Below are 22,973 nucleotides of genomic sequence, written 5' to 3'. Positions count from 1 at the left end.
AGGCAATCTCCCGTAAATCAACGCTTCAGGCCGCTGCCTGTCATGGGGATAACCACCTTGTAATTATCCGGTTTGCCGCCTGCAAAGAACTTCTCGGCACCCGCCAGGGCAGCAGCCGAAGTCATCTCCACATAAACACCCTTAGATCCCAGATATTTCTTCGCCTGAAGGATTTCCTTATCTTCAACCGTCACCACATCGCCACCGGTCTGCTTCAGGATTTCCAACATCGTCGTGATACGCTTCGGCCGTTCAATGCGGATAGCATGGGCAATGGTCGTCTTTTTCGGCTGCTCGTCCACCACTTTGAAGGCTTCATAGAGGGGCGCACATTTCGCACTCTGTACCGCCACAAAATGCGGCAGACGGCCCAGTTCCATAAAGCCTAAATACAAGCCAATCATCATGGTGCCATTTCCCACGGGCATGAATACATATTCCGGAATCTTATTCCCCAGCTGCTTATAGATTTCCTTTGCCATAGGACGCATCCCTTCGAAGAACAGAGGATTATAGACATGCGAAGCATAGTAAGCATCCCCCAGATTCTTCTTGACAGCCGCACAGGCATTCATCCGGCCATTGGGAACCTTGACGATCTTGGCACCATAGGCTTCAATCTGCTTGTTCATTTCCGGCGAGATATCATCCGGCACATAGACCGTGCACTCGATCCCTGCTGCGGCAGCATAGGCAGCCATAGAAGCTCCGGCATTGCCCGCCGAATCCAGCGCAATCTTTTTGATTCCCAGATGATGGATCTCATTGATCAGCGTATGTGCACCACGATCTTTGAAGGAACCCGTTGGCTGCAGGTTTTCCAACTTCAGCAAAAAATCCAGCTTGCCCACCTGTAAAGGCAGTAACGGCGTTTCCACTTCCCCCAAAGTGATCTCGCTTTGCACTTCATCCATCGGGTCTTTATGCAGACGGAACATGCCGCCGCATTCACACATATAGGACTGCGTGTTCAACGGATATGGTTTTTTACATTTCTCACAATAGAAATACATTGTGACCCCTCCCAGAAAATGCTCAAATTTTTGCTGTATCGTTTAGTTGTATACTAACATATATATTCTCCATCGAAGCGAAAAATCCTTTTTTCCACAAATTTACAGAAAATGAATTTTTTCTCTTGAAAAGGCCATGTAAGTGTTGTATTATAAAGAAGGGAGAACAACGACATCTAGTATGTTGTTGTAGGCAGAAGGTATAGAGGCGGCAAAAGCGGGAACGTTCGGTAGTTCCCGCTTTTGTATTTTCCCTGACAAAAAAGGATGTGTGATGATGGATAATAAGATTTATGCACTAATGGGCGCACAGGCTTCAGGAAAGGCGACGATGGCTGCTCACCTAAAACAAATGGGCATTCATTTTATCCCCGTCTACACCACACAGGATTTCAGTGCGCAGAAACACAACCGTCACTACGTAAAAAGAGACGATATGTATATCACAGTAAGCCGGGAAGAATTTACACAAATGGAGTTTATCATAGAATTTTCCCATAAAGGCGAATCCTATGGCTATAAGAAAGACGATATCCTGGATTCCCTGCGTGACCACCACATCAGTGTCATGATCCTGGAAGTCACGGGCTTGAAGCTGATGACGAAGCTCATCAAGAAAAAACTGGCCACGATCTTCCTGATGGTCGATTATGTCACGCTGGTAGACAGGCTTCTGCAGCTTGGCTATAACAATGACGAAATAAAATATCATCTCCAATATGCAGAGAACAACAAGGAGTTTAATCTCTGGAAGATCTGCAGCCATATCGTCCGCAATACCTGTGAAAAAGAAACAGCCCTGATCCAGATACTAGCTATCATGGGGCTTACGATGCCAGTACCACAGGAACAATTCGATAAAATGATAGAGTGAAAAACAGCCGTACCTGAAAGGTACGGCTGTTTTTTGATTACCGGCCACGCGCCTGTGCCCGCAGTCTTGCGATGCGTTCACTGGTCTCGGGATGGGTGCTGAATAATTTCTTCATCGAAGACATCGCTCCGGAGAAGGGGTTGATGATGAACATATGGGCCGTTGCCGGCGTTGCATCACTCATCTGGCGGCCATTCAAGGCATAGTACTCGATTTTTTCGAGTGCATCAGCCAGATAATTGGCATTGCCGCAGATTTCGGCACCATCATGGTCGGCCACATATTCCCGGGAACGGGAAATCGCCATCTGGATCAGGCTGGCCGCCAATGGCGCGAGGATAACCGCAGCTAAAGCTGCGATCGGATTACCGCCTTCATCATCATCGCTGCGGCCACCGAATAACGCGAAGAACTGCACACCATAGGAAATGACCGTAGCCATCATGGCTGCAATCGTGCCTGTGAGGATATCGCGGTTCTTCACATGGGCCAGCTCATGGCCCAATACACCGGAAAGCTCATTGTAATCCAAAGCCCGCATAATCCCCGTAGTCACAGCTACTGCAGCATGGGAAGGATTACGGCCCGTCGCAAAGGCATTGGGCACCTCCGATTCAATGATGCAGACCTTCGGCATGGGCAGCTGTGCATTGGCCGCCAGATCCTCCACGAGGCCATAGAGCTGCGGTGCTTCCTCCCGGCTTACTTCCCGGGCATTGTACATCTTGAGCACCATGGTATCGCTGAACCAGTAAGAAAAAGCGTTCATGCCCAGCGAGATCATGAGCATGACCATCATGCCCCCCTTGCCGCCCACCAGACCGCCGACGAAAATCATCAGCGCACAGAGCAGCACCATCAACATCAATGTCTTTAGATTATTCATGTTCCGTCACTCCCATTTTTAAATCCCTTTTGTATTTTCGATTCAGATAATAACCGATTCCCAGCACCAGAGCCACAAAGAGCACCTTGAGCGCCAGTGCATAGTCAACGAGATACATGCCCAGCCCCTTGTCTGCCGTCATCAGTTCTGCCGCAGTCCAGCCTAATATAGCCGCACCAGCATAGATGAGCGCAGGTACTTTCTGCATGAGCTTGAGGAATATCTGCGCCCCGCAGAGCACGATGGGAATGGAAATCAGAAGCCCCACGATGATCAGGCTCCATTTCCCCTCAGGCACCGTATTGGCAACGCCAGCCAGCGAGAGGATATTATCGATGCTCATGATGAAATCGGCAATCAGGATGGTGCGTACTGCCGCACCAAAACTTGCAGGCGCAGCACCGTCCTCATGGCTCTCCTTATGGTCGGTGACCAGCTTCACTGCGATGTACAGAAGTGCTGCACCGCCGATGAACTCGATATAAGGCGCCGCCAAAACGCTGGTGGCAAAGAGCGTGCATACAATGCGGATAAAGACTGCGCCAAAACCGCCGATAAAGATGGCCTTCTTCTTGTGATGCTCCGGCAGATTCTTGCAGGCCAGGGCAATCAGGATAGCATTGTCACCAGAAAGCAGGATATCCAAAAGCAAGATACCGGACAAAGCTGCAAACCATTCGGGACTGAACATCCCTGCAAAGATATTTTCCATGTCTAACCTTCCAACTCCTTCTTAGATGTGCAAAAAAGACCTTGTCTTACAGATAACTTGAATAAAGCTCCTGCAAGACAAGGTCTCGCTTACTAAACAATAGCCGGCCATACCGGGTGCCATGCACCGTATTGACGATATCTGACCGTTCAGCTACTCCCCTTGTACGGGATATACGCTTAGTGTACCATAAAAAAACGAAAAGTCAATTAGAATTTGATTAAATATCGAGATTGCGCACTAATTTGGCGTTTTCTTCGATGAACTGGCGGCGCGGTTCGACCTTATCACCCATGAGAATCGTGAAGAGTTCATCCGCTGCCTCAGCGTCAGCCATTTCCACGCGCAGCATGGTACGGCCAGCAGGGTCCATGGTAGTTTCCCAGAGCTGTTCCGGGTTCATCTCGCCCAGACCTTTGTAGCGCTGTACGGTGCTGCCATCACGGCCCACTTCGTCGAGCTTCTTGGCCAATTCTTCATCACTGTAGGTATACCAGTGCTTCTTGCCCTTACGGATCTGATAAAGAGGCGGCTGGGCAATGAACACATGGCCATGCTCGATCAGCGGCTTCATGTAACGATAGAGGAAGGTGAGGAGCAGGGTACGGATATGCGCACCATCCACATCGGCATCAGTCATGATGATGATCTTGCCATAACGGCGCTTGGACAGGTCGAAATCATCGCTGATGCCCGTACCGAAGGCCGTAATCATCGTGCGGATCTCCGCATTGGCGAAAATCTTGTCCAGTCTTGCCTTCTCTACGTTGAGGATCTTACCGCGCAGAGGCAGGATTGCCTGGAAGCGGCGGTCACGGCCCTGCTTGGCAGAACCGCCTGCAGAATCACCCTCGACGAGGTAGATTTCGGCCATTTCCGGGTCTTTGACGGAACAATCGGCCAGTTTGCCTGGCAGACTGGAAACTTCCAACGCATTCTTGCGGCGGGTGAGCTCGCGCGCCTTGCGGGCGGCTTCACGGGCACGGGCAGCCATGATAGCCTTCTCGATGAATTTCTTGGTGATAGCCGGGTTTTCCTCGAAGTATTCGGAAAGGCCTTCCGTCACGATGGAATCCACGATACCGCGCACTTCGCTGTTGCCCAGCTTCGTCTTGGTCTGGCCTTCGAACTGCGGGTCGCGAACCTTCAGGCTGATGACAGCCGTGAGGCCTTCACGCACATCATCACCGGAGAGGTTGCCGTCCTTATCCTTGAGGATATTCTGCTTGCGGGCGAAATCATTGGCTGCACGGGTAAGGGCCAGCTTGAAGCCTGCCAGATGCGTGCCGCCTTCCTCCGTGTTGATGTTGTTGACGAAGGAGTAGATATTCTCCTGATAACTGTCGTTATACTGCAGGGCAATCTCCACAACGGTATCATCTTTCGTGCCGTTGAAGTAGATTGGCTCCGGATTGATCTTTTCCTTCTTGCGGTTGAGATGTTCCACGAAGGAGCTGATGCCGCCTTCGAAGTGGAATTTCTCGCTTCTGAGTTCCTCACCGCGTTCATCATTGAGGACAATGGTGATGCCATGGTTCAGGAAAGCCAGCTCACGCAGGCGGTGTTTGAGCGTATCATAGCTGTAAGTCGTAACCGAGAAGATTTCCGGGTCCGGTACGAAATGCACGCGGGTACCCGTGATTTCCGTCTCGCCGGTCACATGGAGCTTTTCCACCGTCTCGCCGCGCTTGAATGAAATCTCATGGATCTTGCCATCGCGCTTGACCTGGACTTCCATGGATGTGGACAGGGCATTGACGACAGAAACGCCAACGCCGTGCAGGCCGCCGGACACCTTATAGCCATCGCCGCCGAACTTGCCGCCGGCATGGAGTACCGTCAGTACGACTTCGACTGCCGGCATGCCGCTTTCGTGCATATCAACAGGGATGCCACGGCCATTATCCGTAACGGTGATGCTGTTGTCGCGGTGAATCGTCACATCAATCTTGTCGCAGTAACCCGCCAATGCCTCGTCGATGGAGTTATCCACGACTTCGTAGACCAGATGATGCAGGCCGCGTTCAGACGTGCTGCCGATATACATGCCAGGACGCATGCGTACGGCCTCAAGACCTTCGAGAATCTGAATCTGCTCTGCACCATAATCAGCATCGACAGCAGTAACCTCCGCACTGCTTTCATCCGTATGGATTTCTACACCTGTCGTATCGACACGTTCTATTTCATTTTCAGATGCCGCTATTTCTATATTCAGCTGTTCATTTTCATTTGCCATGAAATCTTACGCTCCCATCGTTTAGCAATTACGAAAAAATTCTCCGTTTTCGTCTTCCGGAACATCTCGTTCCATATCCATTGTATCATAAACCATCTGCGACCGCCGTTTTAAGGTCCAGGGCGAGATCGCAGACAGGTAAGTTTTATCGTCTGTGATGACCAGGGACTTCTTAGCCCCCTCCTCGTTGCGGATGGTCAAAGGCAAAGTGTTTTCCAGTCTGCCTATTTTCTGTTCATTCGCCAGGAATTCACTGCCTTTTCCCTTGATGAACAGAGAATAATCATGAATGGCAATGACATCCTTAGTGCGCACAGAAATCCCGTTGCCTAAATGGAGAAACATCGATTACTTCCTCCCCAATTTTATCACATCATAACGCTTAGGTGCTTTGTAATCCTTGGGGCGATGCATATCAAACCGCAAGGCATAAAGTGCTCTGGTAATATTGTCCTCCGTCAGCTGATCCGGCGGCAGGCAGCGGTATAACATGACCAAAGTCTTGGCCTGGATACTCGTCCGGTCATTCACATCGGTATCAGCAGCCAGTTTCTGCACCATAATCGAGCGTTGCTCATTCACTATTTTCGGGGTGCATTCTGGCACGTATTCCTTCACATCCGGATATCTTGCCCAAGGCATATCATGCAACACCTGACGGACCTTTTCCCGCAGCTTCTGCTGCTTTTTACGGTTACAATCCGCACATATGGACAACCCTGGTTCCATCAATTGGCCACATAACGGGCATTTTTGATAATTACGGGCTATTTTCAGCTTCTGCATCTGCATGTGTTTGCGGTATAGTCCGGCTACAGCCGTGGCGATATCCGGATCTTCCGCACCCGCTGCCAAAGTTTCTGCTGCCTGCATTTCGGCGGGAGATAAAGGCATCTTGCGGCGCTCCTGCCCGATGTCCAATTCGCTGGGCATAGCTGCCAGTCGGATCTCATCAATCCCTGCACTATCTGACGTCTCCCACTTTTTCGTGAAGGCAACCTTGCTGATCATTTTCTGGCCTGCATAATTGTTGACCGATTGCACGATCTGCGGCATCATCATCTGCAATTCATTGCGCAAGGCAGAATTATCACTGTAGATAAAAAGAGTATCCTTGCGAATCCCCTGCGGGATCGTATTGTTGGCGATAAACCCGCCTACGATCTCCGGCCAATGCCACAGGATCCAATGCATATAGTATTTTTTTTCATAGCCGCTGCCCATATGCTGCAAGGTTTTACGGATGATCGAATCAGGCCGCTCCAAGCCTGGACTGCGGGCTTTCAAATTACCTGCCATGACTTACCCCTTAATCGTCCCCGCCATCACCTGATAATAAGTACCAATGCGTTCTGCGGGAAAATAAGCACGATCTGTAGCAGTGATCATCGTCTGTATCCGCTCCCGCCGTATGAACTCCATCAACTGGCTGCGCCGGGAAACATCAAGCTCGCTCATTACATCATCCAGAAGCAATATAGGATATTCCCCCGTCTCGGAACGCAGGAATTCCAGCTCAGCCAGTTTCAGGGACAGGACACCAGTCCGCTGCTGTCCCTGGGAACCAAATGAACGTAGATTTATCCCATTGACAGTCAGGATGATATCGTCCAAATGCGGCCCCCGGCTTGTTGAACCACGGATAATATCTACTTCACGATGACCTGCAAGCTCTTTATTATACCATGAAAGCAGGTCAGTTGTCACGTTTGCACCATCTGCCCCGTGGATTTCATAAGTGATCGCCAGATTTTCCAGATTGCTGGAAATACGGCGCTGCATGAGGTTTGCCAGCATATTGAGCTTCTTGACGGCCTCCAGCCTTTTCCGCGTGATCTTCACCGCACTGTCTGCCAGCTGGGCATCCCAAAGTTCCAGCATCTCCGTACCAACTTTTCTTTCCCTTATTTTTTTCAAGAGATTATTGCGCTGGGTTATGATCTTGCTGTATTTAGCCAGTTCGTGATAATAAGCCGGGCTTGCCTGACTGATCTCCCCGTCCAAAAAACGCCGGCGAAGTGCCGGCGCTCCCTTTATCAGAAAAAGGTCCTCGGGAGAGAATAGAACAGTGTTCAAGCTTCCCACCAGGTCTTTTGGACGGATAGGGTGGTCATTCAGAAGGATACGCCGTCTCTTTTCCCGGCTGAACTGAAATTCCAGTTTGTTCTCTACTCCCAGACGGGTAAAGCCAATCTGTACCAAAGCCCCCTGCCGCTCCCAGCCGATAAGGTCATTATCGGTGTGCGTACGATGAGAACGTCCCAATGAAGCATAATAGACTGCCTCTATGATATTCGTCTTTCCCTGAGCATTATCTCCCAGGAAAACATTGATATTTGGATCAAATGTTAACTTTAACTCACTGTAGTTCCGGAAATTTTTTAAGTACAATGAATAAATATGCATCACTGCACCCGCCAGGCGCCCTGACCTTCGATTTCCACAACATCCCCGCGATGAAGTTTACGGCGACGGGCTGTTTCGATTTCGCCATTGCGCTTGATCAAGCCTTCTGCGATAAGCGCTTTCACTTCGCCACCAGAGGGCAGAACCCCTGCCCATTTCAGAAACTGATCCAACTGAATCTCTTCTGTTTCAATGGCCACATCTTCAATCTGCATGGGGATAACCTCCTTAATGAGCCGTACGTACCGGCGTAACGACATAAATGAACGCATCATCCTTTTCTTCCCGCACAGTAATAGGGGAGAGCGGCTGGATCAGGCGCAATTCACAGTTCCTGCTTTCAATGATTTTCATCACATCTGTAATATACTGCGCATTGAAGGCAATCGTGATATCCGGACCTTCAATAGAGGCAGGAATAGTTTCTTCTGCATTACCGATTTCAGGATTGTTCGAGGTGATATGCAGCTGGCCATGAGCGAATTCCATCTTTATCACATTATAGTCACCAGCCCGGGATATCAGGGACACACGGTCTACGGCAGCATTGAATTCAGCAGAATCAAGGGTGACCAAAGTCTCATGATTAGGCGGGATGACATTGTTGTAATCCGGATAAGCACCTTCAATCAGACGGGAAGTCATATAAAGATTCTCAAAGGCAAAACTGATCTGGTTGAAATTACAGCAAACCTGAACATCTACGGGAATATCGGAGTTCATATTATGCAGCAGTTCCTGCAGGATATTCGCCGGAATTATTATCTTGATATTGCCCAGAGACTCAGGGAACTGTTCGTATTTCACCGCCAGTCTGTGCATATTCGTTGCCGCCATCGTCACTTTGTTGTCAGCTACTTCCAGATAACAACCGGTGAATACAGGACGGGATTCATCTTTTGAGCATGCAAAGACCGTTTTCTTGATCAATGAACGCAGGATATTGTCTTTGATGGTGAACTGTACATTGCTTTCAATGGGTTTTACCGTCGGGAATTCAGAGGCATTCATGCTGAGCAAGGTGAAGTTTGCCTGATTTGAGGTGATGTTGATGATTTTCTCGTTGCGGTTATAGGTGAGTGTAAGGCTATCCCCAGGTAACTTGCGGATAACATCCAGGAAATAACGTCCACTGACAGCTATTTGTCCCGGTTCTTCAATCTCTACAGGGATGCGGCAGACCATGCCGATCTCATTGTTGGTGGCATGGACTTCCAGGATATCATTGTCCGCTCTCAGAAAGACACCGGAAAGAATGGGGGTCTGTGGTTTGGAAGGTATGGCTTTGGCCACGGTAGACAGGGCATTGGCCAGTTCAGATTTGGAACAAGTGATTTTCATGGGGCGAGGTCCTTTCTTTTTTTTATTATTACTCTCTAAATATATAAATAAATAGCCGTAGTAGTAGTAGGGCCTGTGGAAATGTGGAAAAGTGCGGAAAGCACAGTATTTATCGACAGGTTGGCTGTTAGTAAAGTGTAGATAAACATAGTCCCACTTATCCACAATATCCACGGGGATAAGTGGATGGAGAATTTATCCACATTTTGCTAACAGGAAAAACATGTTCATTTCCACAAAGTTATCCACGCCCTCATTGTGAATAACGAGGGCGTGGATAATTCAGATCTTTTGGATACGGTCTATCAGTTCATTCAGAATGCCGCTGAGACGATTGTCACTTTCCTTATCCTGGTTGATCTTATCGTAGGCATGGAGAACCGTGGTATGGTCACGGCCACCGAAAAACTGGCCAATCTGGGGTAAGGAAGTTTCCGTCAATTCCCGGCATAAATACATCGCAATCTGCCGTGGATAAGCTATCGTACGGGTGCGTTTCTTGGAATGCAGGTCTTCAATCTTGATCTTGAAATAGGAGGCCACGATTTCCTGGATCACATCCATCGTGACTTCTTTGGCCTTGCCATTGGGGAAAATATCCTTCAGCGCTTCGGCCACCAGTTCCGTATTCACAGCCCGTTTGGTCAGAGATGCATAAGCAACCACTCGGGTCAAAGCACCCTCGAGCTCACGGATATTGCTGTCGATGCGGCTGGCAATATAGACCATGACATCATCAGGCACATTGAAGTGGTCGCTTTGGGCCTTGTTTTTCAAGATAGCGATGCGGGTTTCCAGATCCGGAGCCTGGATATCCGTCGTCAATCCCCATTCAAAACGGGAACGCAGGCGCTCTTCCAGCCGTTCCACTTCTCTGGGCGGACGGTCGGAGGACAGTATTACCTGTTTTTGCGCATCATACAGGGTGTTGAAGGTATGGAAGAATTCTTCCTGGGTACTGGTTTTGCCGGAAATAAACTGGATATCGTCGATGAGGAGAACATCGATGTTGCGATATTTCTGGCGGAATTTATCCGAAGTGCCCTGCTGGATGGCCTGGATGATCTCATTCGTGAACTGTTCGCTGGATACATAGAGCACCCGCATTTCGGGATGGTTTTTCAGGACACGGTTGCCTATGGCATGCATCAGATGGGTTTTGCCCAAACCCACGCCGCCATACATGAAAAAGGGATTGTAAGTCTGTCCGGGCTTATCCGCAACAGCCATAGCTGCCGCATGGGCGAAATTGTTTGATTTGCCCGTGACAAAAGTATCGAAGGTATATTTGGGATTCAGGGAGGAGGTATCACCAGGTGCTACGATGTGAGCATCTGCAACGCTATCGGCATGTTTTTCTCCTGGCGTGTCGCTGAAAAGCATGCCCTGATTGGGATTCTCGCCTTTCGACGGGCGGCGGATCGAAACAGGTTCTTCCTCGGCTGGAGCTGTTTCCTCCAAAACCGTGAAATTTATGATCCGGGATGATCCCAGTACAGCCTTGACGGCATCTTCAATAAATGTCTGATAGTGTCCGGCAATCCATTCCTTTGCCATTTCCGTCTGTGTACCGAGTTCCAGAGTATCGTCTGTCAGGGAGATAGGCTTTACTGGATTTAGCCAATTAAAGGCTGACGGGGCCAGCTGGTCTTTCATATTATCCAGAATCTGTGCCCAGACAGCCTGCAGCTGAGTGTGCTCCATCTTAGAAAATTCCTTTCTGCATATAAAGTATGTAGGAAAATTTGTCCACAGGTGTATAAGTTTATCCACATTTTTATCCACAGGTGTGGATAACTGAAGGTTTCCACAAGGAGTGAGGCGGGAAAATGAGATAAAAATGCGGGAGTCAAATCCTCCCGAAAATCAGTACCTGTGAAGTTATCCGCAAAATTATCAACAATATCTTACCAAAATAATGGTGAGTTATCAACAGTTTTTCTGTGGATAGCGGGATTATTTGCGAAATTATCCACAGGATACCTGTAAAAAAGCGTGGATATTATATTGACACTGCCCATGCCTTAGGCTATAATTTACAGTGATTCCTAGTGCGAGGGAGCCCCTCGTCCGGGACAATGATTCGAATTTCTGATGCCTTGCTTCTATACGAAATAGAAAATCAGAAGAAAAACAGGTTAAGGAGGTGTATACCGAATGAAAATGACTTTTCAGCCGAACAACCACTGGAGAAAGAAGACCCATGGCTTCCGTGAGCGCATGAAGACGAAAGGCGGCCGTCTCGTTTTGAAGAGAAGACGCCAGCGCGGCAGAAAGAAGCTTTCGGCATAAATTGTAGAGCAAGGTCACTTTATGTAGTGACCTTTTTCTTTGATTAGTTCCATTTATATGTTCAGATAGATTTTGGTGAATTTAAGTATGTTTGAATTGCCTAGACGGCGGATGCTCAAGCGCCGTAACGATTTCCAGCGGGTTTACCGCAAGGGCAGGTCTCTGGCCAACCGGTATTTTGTCCTCTATGTCTTTGAATCGGAGGATCTGGCGGGCCGTGTCGGTTTCGCCGCCGGGAAAAAATTGGGCTGTGCGGTCAAGCGCAACCGGGTGAAGCGGCTCCTGCGGGAGAGTTATCGCCTGCATCAGCAGGAATTGCGTCCCGGGATTGCCTTGCTGCTGGTAGGCCGTCAGGCTATGCTGGATGTGAAATGCCAGGTGGTGGAGAAGGCTTTCCTTTCTCTGGGGAAAAAAGCCGGCATCTTCAAGAAAGATTGATGGTGATGAGGGCGGTCATGGTGAAACGATTCTTGCTCCTGCTCATCTGGGGCTATCAACACGTTATTTCCCCGTTGAAGCCGCCGACTTGCCGTTATTTTCCGACTTGTTCGGAATATGCCCGGCAGGCCATCGAAAAATACGGGGTTCGCCGGGGCGGCTGGCTGGCTGTAAAGCGCATCCTGCGCTGCCATCCTTTCCATGAAGGTGGTTATGACCCTGTACCGTAGATACTTTATGTTTTAGATTAGGACGTGATGGATTGGAATTCTTTAGTACGCTTTTTTCTCCCATTGAAACCCTCTTGCGCTTTGTGCTGGAGACACTCTATGCCATAACCAGTGCTGCTGGTTTCGTTAGTTATGGCTGGGCAATCATTCTTTTGACGATTATCGTGAAGATGGCCCTCTATCCGCTGACGGTGAAGCAGGTCAAGTCCATGAAGGCCATGCAGGAACTGTCCCCGAAACTGAAGAAGATTCAGGAAAAATACAAGGATAACCCGCAGATGATGCAGCAAAAGATCGGTGCCCTTTACAAGGATGCTGGTGTGAATCCGCTGGCTGGCTGCCTGCCGCTGCTGATTCAGATGCCGATTCTCATGGGCATGTATTATTCCCTGTATAACTTCAGCTATCCGACGCCGGAATCGGCATATTTCCTCTGGATGAGCAGCATGTCCGAGGCAGATCCTCTCTATGTGCTGCCCGTGCTCTCGGCATTGACGACTTTCCTGCAGCAGAAGATGACGACGACGGATTCCAATAATCCGCAGATGAAGATGATGATGTTCATCATGCCGCTGTTTATCGGTTGGATCAGCATCAATTTCCCCTCCGGCCTGGTACTTTACTGGGTGACTATGAACGTGGTGCAGATTATCCAGCAGTGGTGGATGTATCGCGGTGAAGATACCGCTCCGAAAAAGGAGGCTGCCTGATGGCAAGCGTTGTAGAAGCCACGGGAAAGACCGTAGCAGATGCATTGAAGTCTGCCCTGCAGCAGCTTGGCTGCGAAGAAGCAGATGTGGATTACGAAGTGCTCGAAGCTCCGTCCAAGGGCTTTTTGGGGTTCTTTGGCAAAGATGCCAAAATCAGAGTTACAAAGAAAGAATCGGCTGCTGCGCCTGTAAATACTGAACTGCCAGAGGAAGTTCCGGTGGAAAAAGTGGAACCGGCAGCCGTACAGGAAACTGAAGTTGCGGCAGGTTCGCTGTCTGCAGCGGAACAGTTGGCACGGGCTGAAAAATTCCTGCGGGAAGTCTTTGCAGCCATGAATATCGAAGTGACCTGGCAGCAGAGCGAGGCTGAAGATGGCGTGGTTTTCAACCTTGAGGGTGATAATCTGGGCATCCTGATCGGCAAGCATGGGCAGACGCTGGATTCCCTGCAATATCTTGTGAATCTCACTGCCAACCGCGGTGTAGCGGAAGGACGCGTCCGTATCATCATCGATATTGAGGGCTACCGTGCCCGCCGTGAGGAAACGCTGATGCGCCTGGCTGGTCATCTGGCTGAAAAGGCTTGCCGTATCGGGGAAGAGGTTCATCTCGAACCCATGAACCGTCATGAACGCAAGATCATCCATATGGCTTTGCAGGATAATCGCCGCGTCAGTACCTATAGTGCAGGGGATGAGCCGCGCCGCTATGTGGTCATCGTTCCCCGCCGCCGCAACCGCCGCCGCGACAATGAGGCGCAGGAGCGTTATAACGAAGATTGATGAATTTAGTCAAGAGAGCTGTGAAAGGGCTGTCTCATTATTGAGGCTGCCCTTTTACTATTAGATCTTTGCGGGTCAGGCTGCGACGCTCTGCGAAGCCGGGGGCGTCCCTTCAGGGCCAGATACAGAGCCGCTTAGGTTTAAAGGGCGCAGCTTGTGTATTATGAGTAGGTGAAGATTATGCAAGGAGATACCATCAGTGCCATTGCTACGGCCCAGGGAGAAGGCGGCATTGGCATCATCCGGCTGAGCGGAGATAAGGCTGTGGATATTGCCGATCGATTATTCCAGCCGGTCAGCGGCAGGAAGCTTATGGATTATGAAAGCCATCGGGCTGTGTATGGCAGGATTGTAGATGTAGAGGGCAGGACGGTTGATGAGGCGATCGCGCTGATCATGAAGGCACCGCATTCCTATACCAGGGAAGATGTGGTGGAACTGCAATGTCATGGCGGTGTGATGTCTCTGCGCAAGACGCTGGCCCTGACCTATGAGCATGGGGCAAGACCGGCAGAAGGCGGTGAGTTCACGAAACGGGCTTTCCTGAATGGCCGTCTTGACCTGTCACAGGCACAGGCGGTCATGGATATCATTACGGCAAAGACAGACCGTTCCCTCAAGATGGCGACTGGACATCTGACAGGGCAGTTTTCGCAGCAGATAAAGGCTTGGCGTCATGAAATCCTGGGGCAGATCGCACATCTGGAAGCAGCTATTGATTTTCCCGAAGATGAAGTCGATGATGTGGTGACAGAAACGGTACGTGAAAAAGTGGTTGATGTCCGCAAGCATATAGCCAAACTCCTGCAAACCGCTGGTACAGGCCGGATTTTGCGAGAGGGTTTGATGACTGCTATCGTCGGCAAGCCAAACGTGGGCAAGTCGAGCCTGCTCAATGCCCTGCTGCAGGAAGAAAGGGCTATCGTCACCGATATACCTGGTACGACGCGTGATTCCATCGAGGAATATGCCAATGTGGGCGGCGTTCCACTGCGGATCATCGATACTGCTGGCATCCGGGCCACAGAAGATGTGGTCGAGAGGATCGGTGTGGAAAAATCCCGTCAGATGATCAATCAGGCGGCATTGGTGCTGGCTTTATTTGATGGTTCCCGCCCGCTTGACCATGAAGATGAGGAGATCCTTTCCCTGCTGGCTGGCCAGGAAGCAATCGTATTGCTGAATAAGAGCGATCTGGCTGCGGTGGTGACCGCTGAGGAACTGTCTGCCCAAGCTGCTGTGCCAGTCATTGAAATATCCACCAAAGATTACAGCGGCATGGATAAGCTGACGGACGCCATCAAGGCGAAGGTCTATGGCGGTGCCGTCCTGGCGGATGAAGGTTCCTTTGTCAGCGATGAGCGGCAGGTCAATCTCCTGCGCAATGCGGATAAACATCTGGCGGCGGCGCTGACCACCATTGACGCGGGAATGGGGCTGGACTTCATCTCCATCGACCTGCGTTCCGCCTGGGAAACGCTGGGTGAGATCACAGGCGATACCGTAGGTGAAGATATCATTGACGAGATTTTCTCCAAGTTCTGTATTGGTAAATAAGGGGTAAGGATAATGGATTCAAAGAATGTATTTGTTGCCGGTGAATATGATGTGATCGTGGTCGGGGCAGGCCATGCCGGCGTAGAAGCGGCGCTGGCGGCAGCCCGTATTGGGTGTGATACGCTGCTGACCACCCTCTCGATGGACAATATTGCCCTGATGCCCTGCAATCCGTCTGTGGGCGGCCCTGCCAAAGGCCATCTGGTGCGGGAACTCGATGCTTTGGGTGGTGAGATGGGCGTCAATGCCGATAAGACCTGCATCCAGTTCCGCATGCTCAATACCGGCAAGGGCCCGGCTGTCCATGCCCTGCGTGCTCAGGCCGACAAGAAGCTCTATCAGTTCACGATGAAGGAAACCTGCGAGAATACGGAAAATCTGGATGTCAAGCAGCTCCTGATCGATAAACTGCTGGTGGAGGATGGCCATGTGACTGGCGTTCAATCGGAAACTGGCGAAATCTATAAAGCAAAGGCTGTTATTATGGCTACCGGGACTTATCTCAAGGGGCGCATCATCATCGGTGAGCATACCTATACCGGAGGTCCTGCAGGACAGCGGGCGGCCATGAAGTTCTCCGATTCATTGGCTGAAGCAGGCGTGAAACTCATGCGCTTCAAGACCGGCACGCCTGCCCGGGTGGATGCCCGCACCCTGGATTACGATAAGATGGAAATCCAGCCCGGTGATGAGGAATGCCGCAATTTCTCCTTTATGAGTGATGAAGTCACCCGGGAACAGATTCCCTGCTATCTGACCTATACCAACGAGGAAACCCATAAGATCCTGCGGGATAATATGGAGCGTGCTCCTATGGCCAATGGCATTATCGAGGGTATCGGCCCTCGTTACTGCCCGTCTATCGAAACGAAAATCCTGCGCTTCCCGGACAAGGAACGCCATCAGCTGTTTTTGGAACCGGAAGGCCGTCATACCAATGAGGTCTATGTGCAGGGCATGTCTACCTCCATGCCTATGGATGTGCAGCTGGAATTCCTGCGCACGATTCCCGGCCTCGAACATGCCAAGGTTATGCGAGCCGGTTACGCCATCGAATACGATTGCATCGACCCGACCCAGCTCAAGCCGACGCTGGAATTCAAACAGATTCATGGCTTTTTCTCCGCTGGTCAGGCTAACGGCACATCCGGCTATGAGGAAGCGGCAGCTCAGGGCATTATTGCCGGCATCAATGCTGCCATGCTGATAAAAGGTGAAGAACCGCTGGTGCTGAAACGCAGTGAAGCCTATATCGGTGTGCTGATTGATGATTTGGTGACAAAAGGCACGAATGAACCTTACCGTATCATGACCAGCCGCGCGGAATACCGCCTGCTCCTGCGCCAGGATAATGCCGATCAGCGTTTGACCCCGCTGGGACGCCGCGTGGGGTTAGTAAAGGATGACCGCTGGGCACGTTATACAGAAAAGCAGACCGCTATCACGGAAGCGTTGGCCTATCTGAGTGAGAACAGCATCAATCCCACCAAGGAAATCACGGAGACGCTGGTGGCGGCAGGTATCGAGCCGGTGCGCAATGCTACGAGTTTCTACGATTTGCTGCGCCGTCCCGATGTGGACTATGATAAGCTGGCCTCGCTGTTTGACCTGCCGGAACTTACCAAGGAAGTCAAACAGCAGGTGGAGATCACCATCACTTATGAAGGCTATATCAAGAAACAGCTGGAACAGGTGGAGCGCATGGAAAAACTGGAGGAAAAACTTCTGCCGGAAACTCTCGATTATGATGAAGTCCCCAGCCTGCGTGATGAGGGCCGTGAAAAACTCAAGGCCATCCGTCCTCGTTCCGTAGGGCAGGCCAGCCGTATCAGCGGTGTGTCCCCGGCAGATATATCCGTATTGCTGGTCTGGCTGGAACAGCAGCAGCGCATCAAGGCAAGTGAGGAGAAAGCGAATGTTTAAGGAAGAATTACAGCGGGCGGCAAGCGAATACGGCATCGAGCTTAGTGATCAGAAAATGGAGCAGTTCAACCGCTACTTTGAACTGCTTGTGGAGTGGAATGAAAAGATCAATCTGACCGCGATAACCGAGCCGAAAGAAGTTGCCATCAAGCATATGATTGACAGCATCACGGCTTATGATGAAGCGTTGTTCCAAGAAAGAACAACAGTCATTGATGTAGGGACAGGGGCAGGTTTTCCTGGTCTGCCGCTGAAGATTTTCTGCCCGGAAATCAAGCTCACCTTGATGGATTCCCTGAATAAGCGCATAAAGTTCCTGCAGACGGTGGTGGAGGAACTGGGGCTTGAAGATGTGGAATGTGTCCATGCCCGGGCTGAGGAGGGCGCCCGTAATAAAAGATACCGCGAATCCTTCGATATCGCGGTATCCCGAGCTGTGGCGAGACTTCCTATCCTCTGCGAATACTGTCTGCCCTTTGTCAAAAAAGGTGGTCATTTCATCGCCCTGAAAGGCATGCAGTATAACGATGAAGCCACCGAAGCGGCCAAAGCCATCAAGGTAATGGGTGGCAGCAAGACGGAGATCCGTCCGGTGAAACTGCCAGAAATCGACGATACGCGAGCGGTCATCACCATCACGAAGACCATGCCCACGCCTAAGGCATACCCGCGTAAAGCAGGAACACCAACGAAAAATCCGATTTTGCCTTGACGGAAAGATTTAAATTTGCGATAATTAAGCATAGAAAAAGAGCGAACTACATTGATAGTCGCCACACGTTAGTCATTTAGAAAAAAAGCACAAAACTATTTATCCGCATGACCGTCCTTGCTGCCAACAAAAGGATGGTCTTTTGCGTTATGGGGATTTACTTCACCGGATATGCCGCAGCTTAGACTACCCCATTTAGAGAGCACGACATGTAAACCACAGCGAAGGTTCTTTGGCGCTTTAGCCCGATGCACATAGTCGGCACATGCCAAAAGCAAGATACCGAGGCAGATGCACAGAAGGAAAAGCCCCATATATACGCAAACAGCCAAGAAACATTCACCTGCCTTCCTCGACCTTACTGGCTCGAAGCTGTAAAAGTGTGGCAGGAAGCGAGGTATAATGTCCGTGACTAGCCAAGCTTATATCAACGCTGATCAGTACCAGCTGAAAGTTCGCCCGTTGGGAATGAAACCCTGACGGGCTTATTATAATGCAGAAATAAGACGTGTGGCAAGCTTTTTGATATAAAAATGGACTTTTGCGAAAATTTGCGCTATAATGAAGGGTACAGGAAAAAGATGTGAGCATTGCTGTTATACAAAAGGGAAGTTGTAAGGGGGCAAGCAAGATGGTGAAGAAGAAACTGTTAATTACATTGGTAGTGGGTATGTGTATTTGCGGGGGGGGCAAACTCTGATATCTGGTTACTCTGTTTCGTTGTGTGGAGAAATAGCAGAAGCTAAAGCTTCTGTCGGTATAGCACCACGGGAAATGCGAGAACAACGAGTAGAAGATCCTGCCAAACGACGTGGGGTTATTATCCATGGTTGGATCGTGGTACAGCTGAACGTCTTGACAATCGTCCTAGAATAGCTTTGGTAATCAATGGTGATGAGGGAATGATTGTTGAAAATCGAATAAAAAATCAGATATATAAGCAAATGCGGGAAAAATTTCCTATGGAAAAATTTGCTGTTATGAAAGGTATTGATGTAAATACATTTTTGCTTACCCAGAGTGAGGAGGAACGCTATGATAGCAGAAAAGGAATAAGCTCAGTAAATAAATCCAGGTCATATAATTGGAATGAAAATGGTGTATCTGAAAAATCAGGGGATAATGCTATCAGTCATCAACAAAATGATATTGATGGTATGCCAGTAGGAAACAGACCACGTGGTTTGTCTGATATGCGCTTGGAAGATTATGTCAATGCAGGACGTAGTTTGTCCTATGATTATGTTTTTGTGATAACCATGTCATTAGGACATCAAGTCAAGTATCAACGAGGCTTTTTACCATTCTTTACGACGCATACCAGTGAGCAAAATATATGGGTACGTGCTAGATTTGTGGATGTCAAGAAAGGGAAGTATTTGTATCGTAATGATTTAACAGCTAAAGGAAAAACACATAATGGACATTATAATGGTCGAATATATGATAATTCTGTGAACGAAATTATGCAGGAGTTCATGGATGATATCACTGTGGACAGCTAATTGTTTATCATGGAGCATGGAGGGGGAAGCATGAAAAAGTGGATATTTATGGCAAGTTTTTGCTTGCTGGCCTTGGTTTTATTGCTACCTGTTTCAGTTCAAGCAGAACAGTCGAATGCCAATGCTAATGAAGACGAGATACAATCTGATCTGGGGCCGGCTGATGATTGGTTTGCAAGACCCAAAGACTCTCCCAGAGGCAAAAACAAATCTAAAAAAGATAATAAAAGTGCTGATGAGAAAGAACGATATGTTTTTCTGATGAATGACAATGGCTATGACTATTATCTGGACAAGCAAAGTGCTAGATGGATAAATATTCCTTATTCGGAAAACGAGGAAATTCTCGATGTATGGATTCGTTTGGCGAAAGTCAATGATGAGGAATATAGTTACCCACAAAAGTATTTCATGGAGCATTATTACTTGCGTCCGAAAAAACAGCAGGTACAGTTTTTAAGTGAACTGGAAGTGACAGGTCGCCCTAATAATGCTATTCGGGAAAGGGAATACAGCGTGCGAAATTGGGAAAATCTTGTTTCTGGTTCTTTGGAGGATGAGATTTACCACGGTGTCTTGAAGGAAGTAAAGAAAAATAGTAGTTTTTGGCCTAAACATAAAACTTTCCATGATGCAATGGAAGATGTCTTCCGTATATCGTATTGACATGAAGCTATACAAGCAAAAGCCGCCGGCGATGCCGGCGGCTTTTGCGATGTGTGTATGTAAGAACGGGGGAACGGGATTAGTGATGGAACAGGCGGATATGGGTCATCGCCATAGTTATGTTGTATTTGTCGCAGGTGGCAATGACATTATCATCGCGGATGGAGCCGCCTGCCTGGGCGATGTAGCTCACGCCGCTCTTGCGGGCACGCTCAATATTGTCGCCAAACGGGAAGAAGGCGTCGGAGCCGAGGGCTACACCAGTCTGGGTAGCAAGCCATTCCTTCTTTTCCTCGCGCGTGAGCGGAGCGGGCTTTTCTGTGAAGAGATGTTCCCAATTGCCATCCGTCAGCAGGTCTTCACTTTCTTCGCCGACATAGACATCAATGGCATTATCGCGATCCGGGCGGCGCACTTCTTCTTTGAAGGGCAGGTTCATGACCTTGGGGCACTGGCGCAGATACCAGATATCGGCCTTATTGCCGGCAAGGCGCGTGCAATGTACACGGGACTGCTGGCCAGCACCGATGCCGATGGCCTGACCATCTTTTGCGTAGCAGACGGAGTTGGACTGGGTGTATTTCAAGGTAATCAGGGAAATCAAAAGATCGCGTTTTGCGTTTTCCGGCAGTTCTTTGTTAGCGGTCGGGATTTCTTTGAGGCATTCTTCGGTGAGTTTGATATCATTGCGCTGCTGCTCGAAAGTCACGCCGAATACCTGTTTCGTTTCCAGTGGCTCCGGCTGGTAATTCGTATCCATCTGAATGACAAGGTAAGTGCCCTTGCGTTTGGATTTGAGGATTTCCAGAGCCTCAGCGGAGTAGGAGGGCGCAATGATGCCATCGGAAACCTCGCGCTTCAGGAAGCTGGCCGTCTGGGCATCGCATTCGTCAGACAAGGCTACGAAATCACCGTAAGAAGACATACGGTCAGCGCCGCGGGCACGGATATAAGCCGTAGCGATGGGGCTGAGCTCTACGCCTTCGACAAAATATGCTTTCTGCAAAGTTTCGGAAAGGGGGACGGCTACCGCAGCACCAGCAGGGCTGACATGTTTGAAGGAAGCGGCTGCGGGCAGGCCCGTAGCTTCTTTGAGTTCGCGTACCAGCTGCCAGCTGTTGAGGGCATCCAGCAGGTTGATATAACCCGGCTTGCCATTGAGTACCGTGAAGGGCAGTCCTTGCTCGCAGAAAACCTTGGCCGGTTTCTGATTGGGGTTGCAGCCATATTTCAGTTCCATTTCCGTCATTGCAAATTCTCCTTTTCCTATACGAAAAAAGCCGACACAAATCCAGGCTTTCACCCAGACGGTCGGCTTTTCTTCCCTGTGCTCCCTGTGGTTATCCACTTCCGTCAGTCGCACAGCATCAACTACAACGAATTTAACATGAAACGCGTCTGCTTGTCAAGGACATTTTAAAGATAGTGTCGTCAGGGCGCGGGGATACAAAAAACAGTCCCCTTCTGCCGAGTTTGTAGTATCTTTGAATAATGCCCCCTCTCCCTGACGTACAATGGGGGGAAGCAACGCTCCAACTTTGTAAGGTGATGAAAAAATTTCTGTTAGATTTCTTCTTTTTATGATATGATAGGGATTAGTGAGTTTTGTTTTTTCCTGCGGTCAGCAAATTGACCTCAGATTGCTTATAATTTCAAGGGGGAACTTCGATTATGCTTAAAAGTATTGCAGTCATGACCAGCGGCGGCGACAGCCCCGGAATGAACGCAGCAGCTCGTGCCGTTGTGCGCACGGCGCTCTATGAAGGGGTAAAGGTTTGGGGTATCCGCGACGGCTATCATGGTCTGTTGGAAGAGAACATGTTTGAGATGAAGTCCAAAGACGTGGGTGACATCATCCAGCGTGGTGGTACGTTCCTTGGTACGGCACGCTGCAAGCGCTGGAAGACGCCGGAAGGCCGTATGCTGGGTTATCAGCATCTGGTTGACCGCGGCATTCAGGGCCTTTGCGTCATCGGCGGTGACGGTTCCCTGCGCGGTGCTTCTCTGTTGTCTCAGGAAACGGGTATTCCCATCGTAGGTCTGCCGGGCACCATCGACAATGACGTTTGGGGTTCTGATTACACTATCGGCTGCGACACGGCTGCCAACACCATCATCGATGCCATCAATAAGCTCCGTGATACGGCTTCTGCCCATCGCCGCGTTATCGTTATGGAAGTAATGGGCCGCAGCTCGGGCTGGCTGGCACTGGTTTCCGGCATTTCCGGCGGTGCTGAGTACATCCTCGTACCGGAAGAACCCTTCGATCTCGATAAACTCTGTGATGATATGAAGAATGCTTATGCCGAAGGCAAGCGTTATATCCTCGTAGTAGTAGCTGAAGGTGCTGGCAATGCTCAGGAAATCGGTGATTTCATTGCCAAGAAGACGGAACTCGATACCCGTGTAACGGTTCTGGGTCATATCCAGCGTGGCGGTTCCCCGACGGTCATCGACCGCGTGCGTGCCAGCCAGCTGGGCGAGCAGGCCGCTCTGGCTCTTATCTCCGGCCTGTCTGATGTGGTCTTCGGCTTCAGCAAGGGCCGTGTAGTATCCATCGACCTGCATGACTCCGTAAACAACAAGAAGCAGCTTGATCCGGAATACCTGCATCTGGCCAAAGTGTTGTTCTGATAAAATCTTGAAGCAAATATAAACAGAGGCTGTGAAGAAAGTCTTATGCCGCC

Annotated in this window: 23 protein-coding genes and 1 riboswitch; of the genes, 12 read left to right on the top strand and 11 right to left on the bottom strand. The window is 49.7% G+C overall.

Features of this window, described 5'->3' with window-relative positions; translation table 11 throughout:
• Nucleotides 1-17 precede the first annotated feature (17 nt).
• Entirely contained in the window at nucleotides 18-1,013 is a 996-nt protein-coding gene (locus tag BUB68_RS02430; protein WP_073088216.1) for a pyridoxal-phosphate dependent enzyme, read from the bottom strand.
• Nucleotides 1,014-1,290: 277 nt separating this feature from the next.
• Here BUB68_RS02430 and BUB68_RS02425 point away from each other — a divergent pair, with 277 nt between their 5' ends.
• The gene (locus BUB68_RS02425; RefSeq protein ID WP_073088215.1) at nucleotides 1,291-1,887 is read left to right on the top strand and encodes a nucleoside/nucleotide kinase family protein; all 597 of its coding nucleotides are present in this window, start codon (nucleotides 1,291-1,293) and stop codon (nucleotides 1,885-1,887) included.
• A gap of 37 nt (nucleotides 1,888-1,924) precedes the next feature.
• On the opposite strand, the gene htpX is transcribed toward BUB68_RS02425, so the two are convergent.
• The 9 genes from htpX to dnaA form a co-directional block, all read right to left on the bottom strand.
• Nucleotides 1,925-2,773 (bottom strand): zinc metalloprotease HtpX, encoded by an 849-nt coding sequence (htpX, locus tag BUB68_RS02420; RefSeq protein ID WP_073088214.1) that lies wholly within the window; start codon nucleotides 2,771-2,773, stop codon nucleotides 1,925-1,927.
• The gene (locus BUB68_RS02415; RefSeq protein ID WP_073088213.1) at nucleotides 2,766-3,485 is read right to left on the bottom strand and encodes a TerC family protein; all 720 of its coding nucleotides are present in this window, start codon (nucleotides 3,483-3,485) and stop codon (nucleotides 2,766-2,768) included. Before BUB68_RS02415 ends, htpX begins: the two co-directional genes overlap by 8 nt.
• 220 nt (nucleotides 3,486-3,705) lie before the next feature.
• On the bottom strand, nucleotides 3,706-5,724 hold the full coding sequence (gene gyrB, locus BUB68_RS02410; RefSeq protein ID WP_178139448.1) for a DNA topoisomerase (ATP-hydrolyzing) subunit B: 2,019 nt from the start codon (nucleotides 5,722-5,724) through the stop codon (nucleotides 3,706-3,708).
• Between the two features lie 21 nt (nucleotides 5,725-5,745).
• Nucleotides 5,746-6,069 (bottom strand): extracellular matrix regulator RemB, encoded by a 324-nt coding sequence (gene remB, locus BUB68_RS02405; protein ID WP_073088212.1) that lies wholly within the window; start codon nucleotides 6,067-6,069, stop codon nucleotides 5,746-5,748.
• A 3-nt stretch (nucleotides 6,070-6,072) separates the two neighbouring features.
• Complete coding sequence (locus BUB68_RS02400) at nucleotides 6,073-7,023, bottom strand: DciA family protein (protein ID WP_073088211.1); 951 nt, start codon at nucleotides 7,021-7,023, stop codon at nucleotides 6,073-6,075.
• 3 nt (nucleotides 7,024-7,026) lie between these two features.
• The gene (recF, locus tag BUB68_RS02395) at nucleotides 7,027-8,130 is read right to left on the bottom strand and encodes a DNA replication/repair protein RecF (protein ID WP_073088210.1); all 1,104 of its coding nucleotides are present in this window, start codon (nucleotides 8,128-8,130) and stop codon (nucleotides 7,027-7,029) included.
• The gene (locus BUB68_RS02390; protein WP_178139447.1) at nucleotides 8,130-8,345 is read right to left on the bottom strand and encodes an RNA-binding S4 domain-containing protein; all 216 of its coding nucleotides are present in this window, start codon (nucleotides 8,343-8,345) and stop codon (nucleotides 8,130-8,132) included. Before BUB68_RS02390 ends, recF begins: the two co-directional genes overlap by 1 nt.
• 13 nt (nucleotides 8,346-8,358) lie before the next feature.
• Nucleotides 8,359-9,471, bottom strand: coding sequence for a DNA polymerase III subunit beta (gene dnaN, locus BUB68_RS02385; RefSeq protein ID WP_073088209.1), 1,113 nt, complete (start codon nucleotides 9,469-9,471; stop codon nucleotides 8,359-8,361).
• Between the two features lie 282 nt (nucleotides 9,472-9,753).
• On the bottom strand, nucleotides 9,754-11,175 hold the full coding sequence (gene dnaA / locus BUB68_RS02380) for a chromosomal replication initiator protein DnaA (RefSeq protein WP_073088208.1): 1,422 nt from the start codon (nucleotides 11,173-11,175) through the stop codon (nucleotides 9,754-9,756).
• Nucleotides 11,176-11,628: 453 nt separating this feature from the next.
• On the opposite strand from dnaA, the gene rpmH reads away from it, so the two are divergent.
• The 10 genes from rpmH (at nucleotide 11,629) to BUB68_RS02330 (ending at nucleotide 20,286) form a co-directional block, all read left to right on the top strand.
• Entirely contained in the window at nucleotides 11,629-11,763 is a 135-nt protein-coding gene (rpmH, locus tag BUB68_RS02375; RefSeq protein WP_014425951.1) for a 50S ribosomal protein L34, read from the top strand.
• Nucleotides 11,764-11,850: 87 nt separating this feature from the next.
• The gene (gene rnpA, locus BUB68_RS02370) at nucleotides 11,851-12,201 is read left to right on the top strand and encodes a ribonuclease P protein component (protein ID WP_073088207.1); all 351 of its coding nucleotides are present in this window, start codon (nucleotides 11,851-11,853) and stop codon (nucleotides 12,199-12,201) included.
• Between the two features lie 17 nt (nucleotides 12,202-12,218).
• Nucleotides 12,219-12,431 (top strand): membrane protein insertion efficiency factor YidD, encoded by a 213-nt coding sequence (gene yidD / locus BUB68_RS02365; protein WP_371914843.1) that lies wholly within the window; start codon nucleotides 12,219-12,221, stop codon nucleotides 12,429-12,431.
• A gap of 32 nt (nucleotides 12,432-12,463) precedes the next feature.
• Nucleotides 12,464-13,141, top strand: a complete 678-nt coding sequence (locus BUB68_RS02360) for a YidC/Oxa1 family membrane protein insertase (RefSeq protein ID WP_073088205.1) — start codon at nucleotides 12,464-12,466, stop codon at nucleotides 13,139-13,141.
• Nucleotides 13,141-13,923 (top strand): RNA-binding cell elongation regulator Jag/EloR, encoded by a 783-nt coding sequence (jag, locus tag BUB68_RS02355; protein WP_073088204.1) that lies wholly within the window; start codon nucleotides 13,141-13,143, stop codon nucleotides 13,921-13,923. The genes BUB68_RS02360 and jag overlap by 1 nt, the downstream gene beginning before the upstream one ends.
• A 180-nt stretch (nucleotides 13,924-14,103) precedes the next feature.
• Nucleotides 14,104-15,480, top strand: coding sequence for a tRNA uridine-5-carboxymethylaminomethyl(34) synthesis GTPase MnmE (gene mnmE / locus BUB68_RS02350; protein ID WP_073088203.1), 1,377 nt, complete (start codon nucleotides 14,104-14,106; stop codon nucleotides 15,478-15,480).
• A gap of 12 nt (nucleotides 15,481-15,492) precedes the next feature.
• Complete coding sequence (gene mnmG / locus BUB68_RS02345; RefSeq protein WP_073088202.1) at nucleotides 15,493-17,403, top strand: tRNA uridine-5-carboxymethylaminomethyl(34) synthesis enzyme MnmG; 1,911 nt, start codon at nucleotides 15,493-15,495, stop codon at nucleotides 17,401-17,403.
• Nucleotides 17,396-18,115 carry a 16S rRNA (guanine(527)-N(7))-methyltransferase RsmG gene (gene rsmG / locus BUB68_RS02340; RefSeq protein WP_073088201.1) on the top strand — a complete coding sequence of 240 codons (720 nt, stop codon included), beginning with the start codon at nucleotides 17,396-17,398 and terminating at the stop codon, nucleotides 18,113-18,115. Before mnmG ends, rsmG begins: the two co-directional genes overlap by 8 nt.
• 830 nt (nucleotides 18,116-18,945) lie before the next feature.
• Entirely contained in the window at nucleotides 18,946-19,620 is a 675-nt protein-coding gene (locus BUB68_RS02335; RefSeq protein ID WP_143188059.1) for a hypothetical protein, read from the top strand.
• 30 nt (nucleotides 19,621-19,650) lie between these two features.
• Nucleotides 19,651-20,286, top strand: coding sequence for a hypothetical protein (locus BUB68_RS02330; RefSeq protein WP_073088199.1), 636 nt, complete (start codon nucleotides 19,651-19,653; stop codon nucleotides 20,284-20,286).
• Nucleotides 20,287-20,365: 79 nt separating this feature from the next.
• Here BUB68_RS02330 and BUB68_RS02325 read toward each other — a convergent pair whose 3' ends face one another.
• Nucleotides 20,366-21,535: a phosphoribosylaminoimidazolecarboxamide formyltransferase gene (locus BUB68_RS02325; RefSeq protein WP_073088198.1), complete on the bottom strand. Its 1,170-nt coding sequence runs from the start codon at nucleotides 21,533-21,535 to the stop codon at nucleotides 20,366-20,368.
• A 45-nt stretch (nucleotides 21,536-21,580) separates the two neighbouring features.
• Nucleotides 21,581-21,657: riboswitch (ZMP/ZTP riboswitch) on the bottom strand.
• 300 nt (nucleotides 21,658-21,957) lie between these two features.
• On the opposite strand from BUB68_RS02325, the gene pfkA reads away from it, so the two are divergent.
• A complete protein-coding gene (gene pfkA, locus BUB68_RS02320) occupies nucleotides 21,958-22,920 on the top strand; it encodes a 6-phosphofructokinase (RefSeq protein ID WP_014425939.1) in 963 nt (320 codons plus the stop codon).
• Nucleotides 22,921-22,973 lie beyond the last annotated feature (53 nt).

Origin of the sequence: Pseudoselenomonas ruminantium (assembly GCF_900142515.1) — a bacterium.
In the GTDB taxonomy this organism is placed as follows: domain Bacteria; phylum Bacillota; class Negativicutes; order Selenomonadales; family Selenomonadaceae; genus Selenomonas_A; species Selenomonas_A ruminantium_D.
Note: the sequence above shows the minus strand (reverse complement) of the source record. Positions and strands in the feature narration are given on the sequence as shown.

Coding starts and splice junctions, on each gene's coding strand:
- BUB68_RS02430 (WP_073088216.1), bottom strand. CDS start 1,013: ATGTATTTCTATTGTGAGAAATGTAAAAAACCATATCCGTTGAACACG.
- BUB68_RS02425 (WP_073088215.1), top strand. CDS start 1,291: ATGGATAATAAGATTTATGCACTAATGGGCGCACAGGCTTCAGGAAAG.
- htpX (WP_073088214.1), bottom strand. CDS start 2,773: ATGAATAATCTAAAGACATTGATGTTGATGGTGCTGCTCTGTGCGCTG.
- BUB68_RS02415 (WP_073088213.1), bottom strand. CDS start 3,485: ATGGAAAATATCTTTGCAGGGATGTTCAGTCCCGAATGGTTTGCAGCT.
- gyrB (WP_178139448.1), bottom strand. CDS start 5,724: ATGGCAAATGAAAATGAACAGCTGAATATAGAAATAGCGGCATCTGAA.
- remB (WP_073088212.1), bottom strand. CDS start 6,069: ATGTTTCTCCATTTAGGCAACGGGATTTCTGTGCGCACTAAGGATGTC.
- BUB68_RS02400 (WP_073088211.1), bottom strand. CDS start 7,023: ATGGCAGGTAATTTGAAAGCCCGCAGTCCAGGCTTGGAGCGGCCTGAT.
- recF (WP_073088210.1), bottom strand. CDS start 8,130: ATGCATATTTATTCATTGTACTTAAAAAATTTCCGGAACTACAGTGAG.
- BUB68_RS02390 (WP_178139447.1), bottom strand. CDS start 8,345: ATGCAGATTGAAGATGTGGCCATTGAAACAGAAGAGATTCAGTTGGAT.
- dnaN (WP_073088209.1), bottom strand. CDS start 9,471: ATGAAAATCACTTGTTCCAAATCTGAACTGGCCAATGCCCTGTCTACC.
- dnaA (WP_073088208.1), bottom strand. CDS start 11,175: ATGGAGCACACTCAGCTGCAGGCTGTCTGGGCACAGATTCTGGATAAT.
- rpmH (WP_014425951.1), top strand. CDS start 11,629: ATGAAAATGACTTTTCAGCCGAACAACCACTGGAGAAAGAAGACCCAT.
- rnpA (WP_073088207.1), top strand. CDS start 11,851: ATGTTTGAATTGCCTAGACGGCGGATGCTCAAGCGCCGTAACGATTTC.
- yidD (WP_371914843.1), top strand. CDS start 12,219: ATGGTGAAACGATTCTTGCTCCTGCTCATCTGGGGCTATCAACACGTT.
- jag (WP_073088204.1), top strand. CDS start 13,141: ATGGCAAGCGTTGTAGAAGCCACGGGAAAGACCGTAGCAGATGCATTG.
- mnmE (WP_073088203.1), top strand. CDS start 14,104: ATGCAAGGAGATACCATCAGTGCCATTGCTACGGCCCAGGGAGAAGGC.
- mnmG (WP_073088202.1), top strand. CDS start 15,493: ATGGATTCAAAGAATGTATTTGTTGCCGGTGAATATGATGTGATCGTG.
- rsmG (WP_073088201.1), top strand. CDS start 17,396: ATGTTTAAGGAAGAATTACAGCGGGCGGCAAGCGAATACGGCATCGAG.
- BUB68_RS02330 (WP_073088199.1), top strand. CDS start 19,651: ATGAAAAAGTGGATATTTATGGCAAGTTTTTGCTTGCTGGCCTTGGTT.
- BUB68_RS02325 (WP_073088198.1), bottom strand. CDS start 21,535: ATGACGGAAATGGAACTGAAATATGGCTGCAACCCCAATCAGAAACCG.
- pfkA (WP_014425939.1), top strand. CDS start 21,958: ATGCTTAAAAGTATTGCAGTCATGACCAGCGGCGGCGACAGCCCCGGA.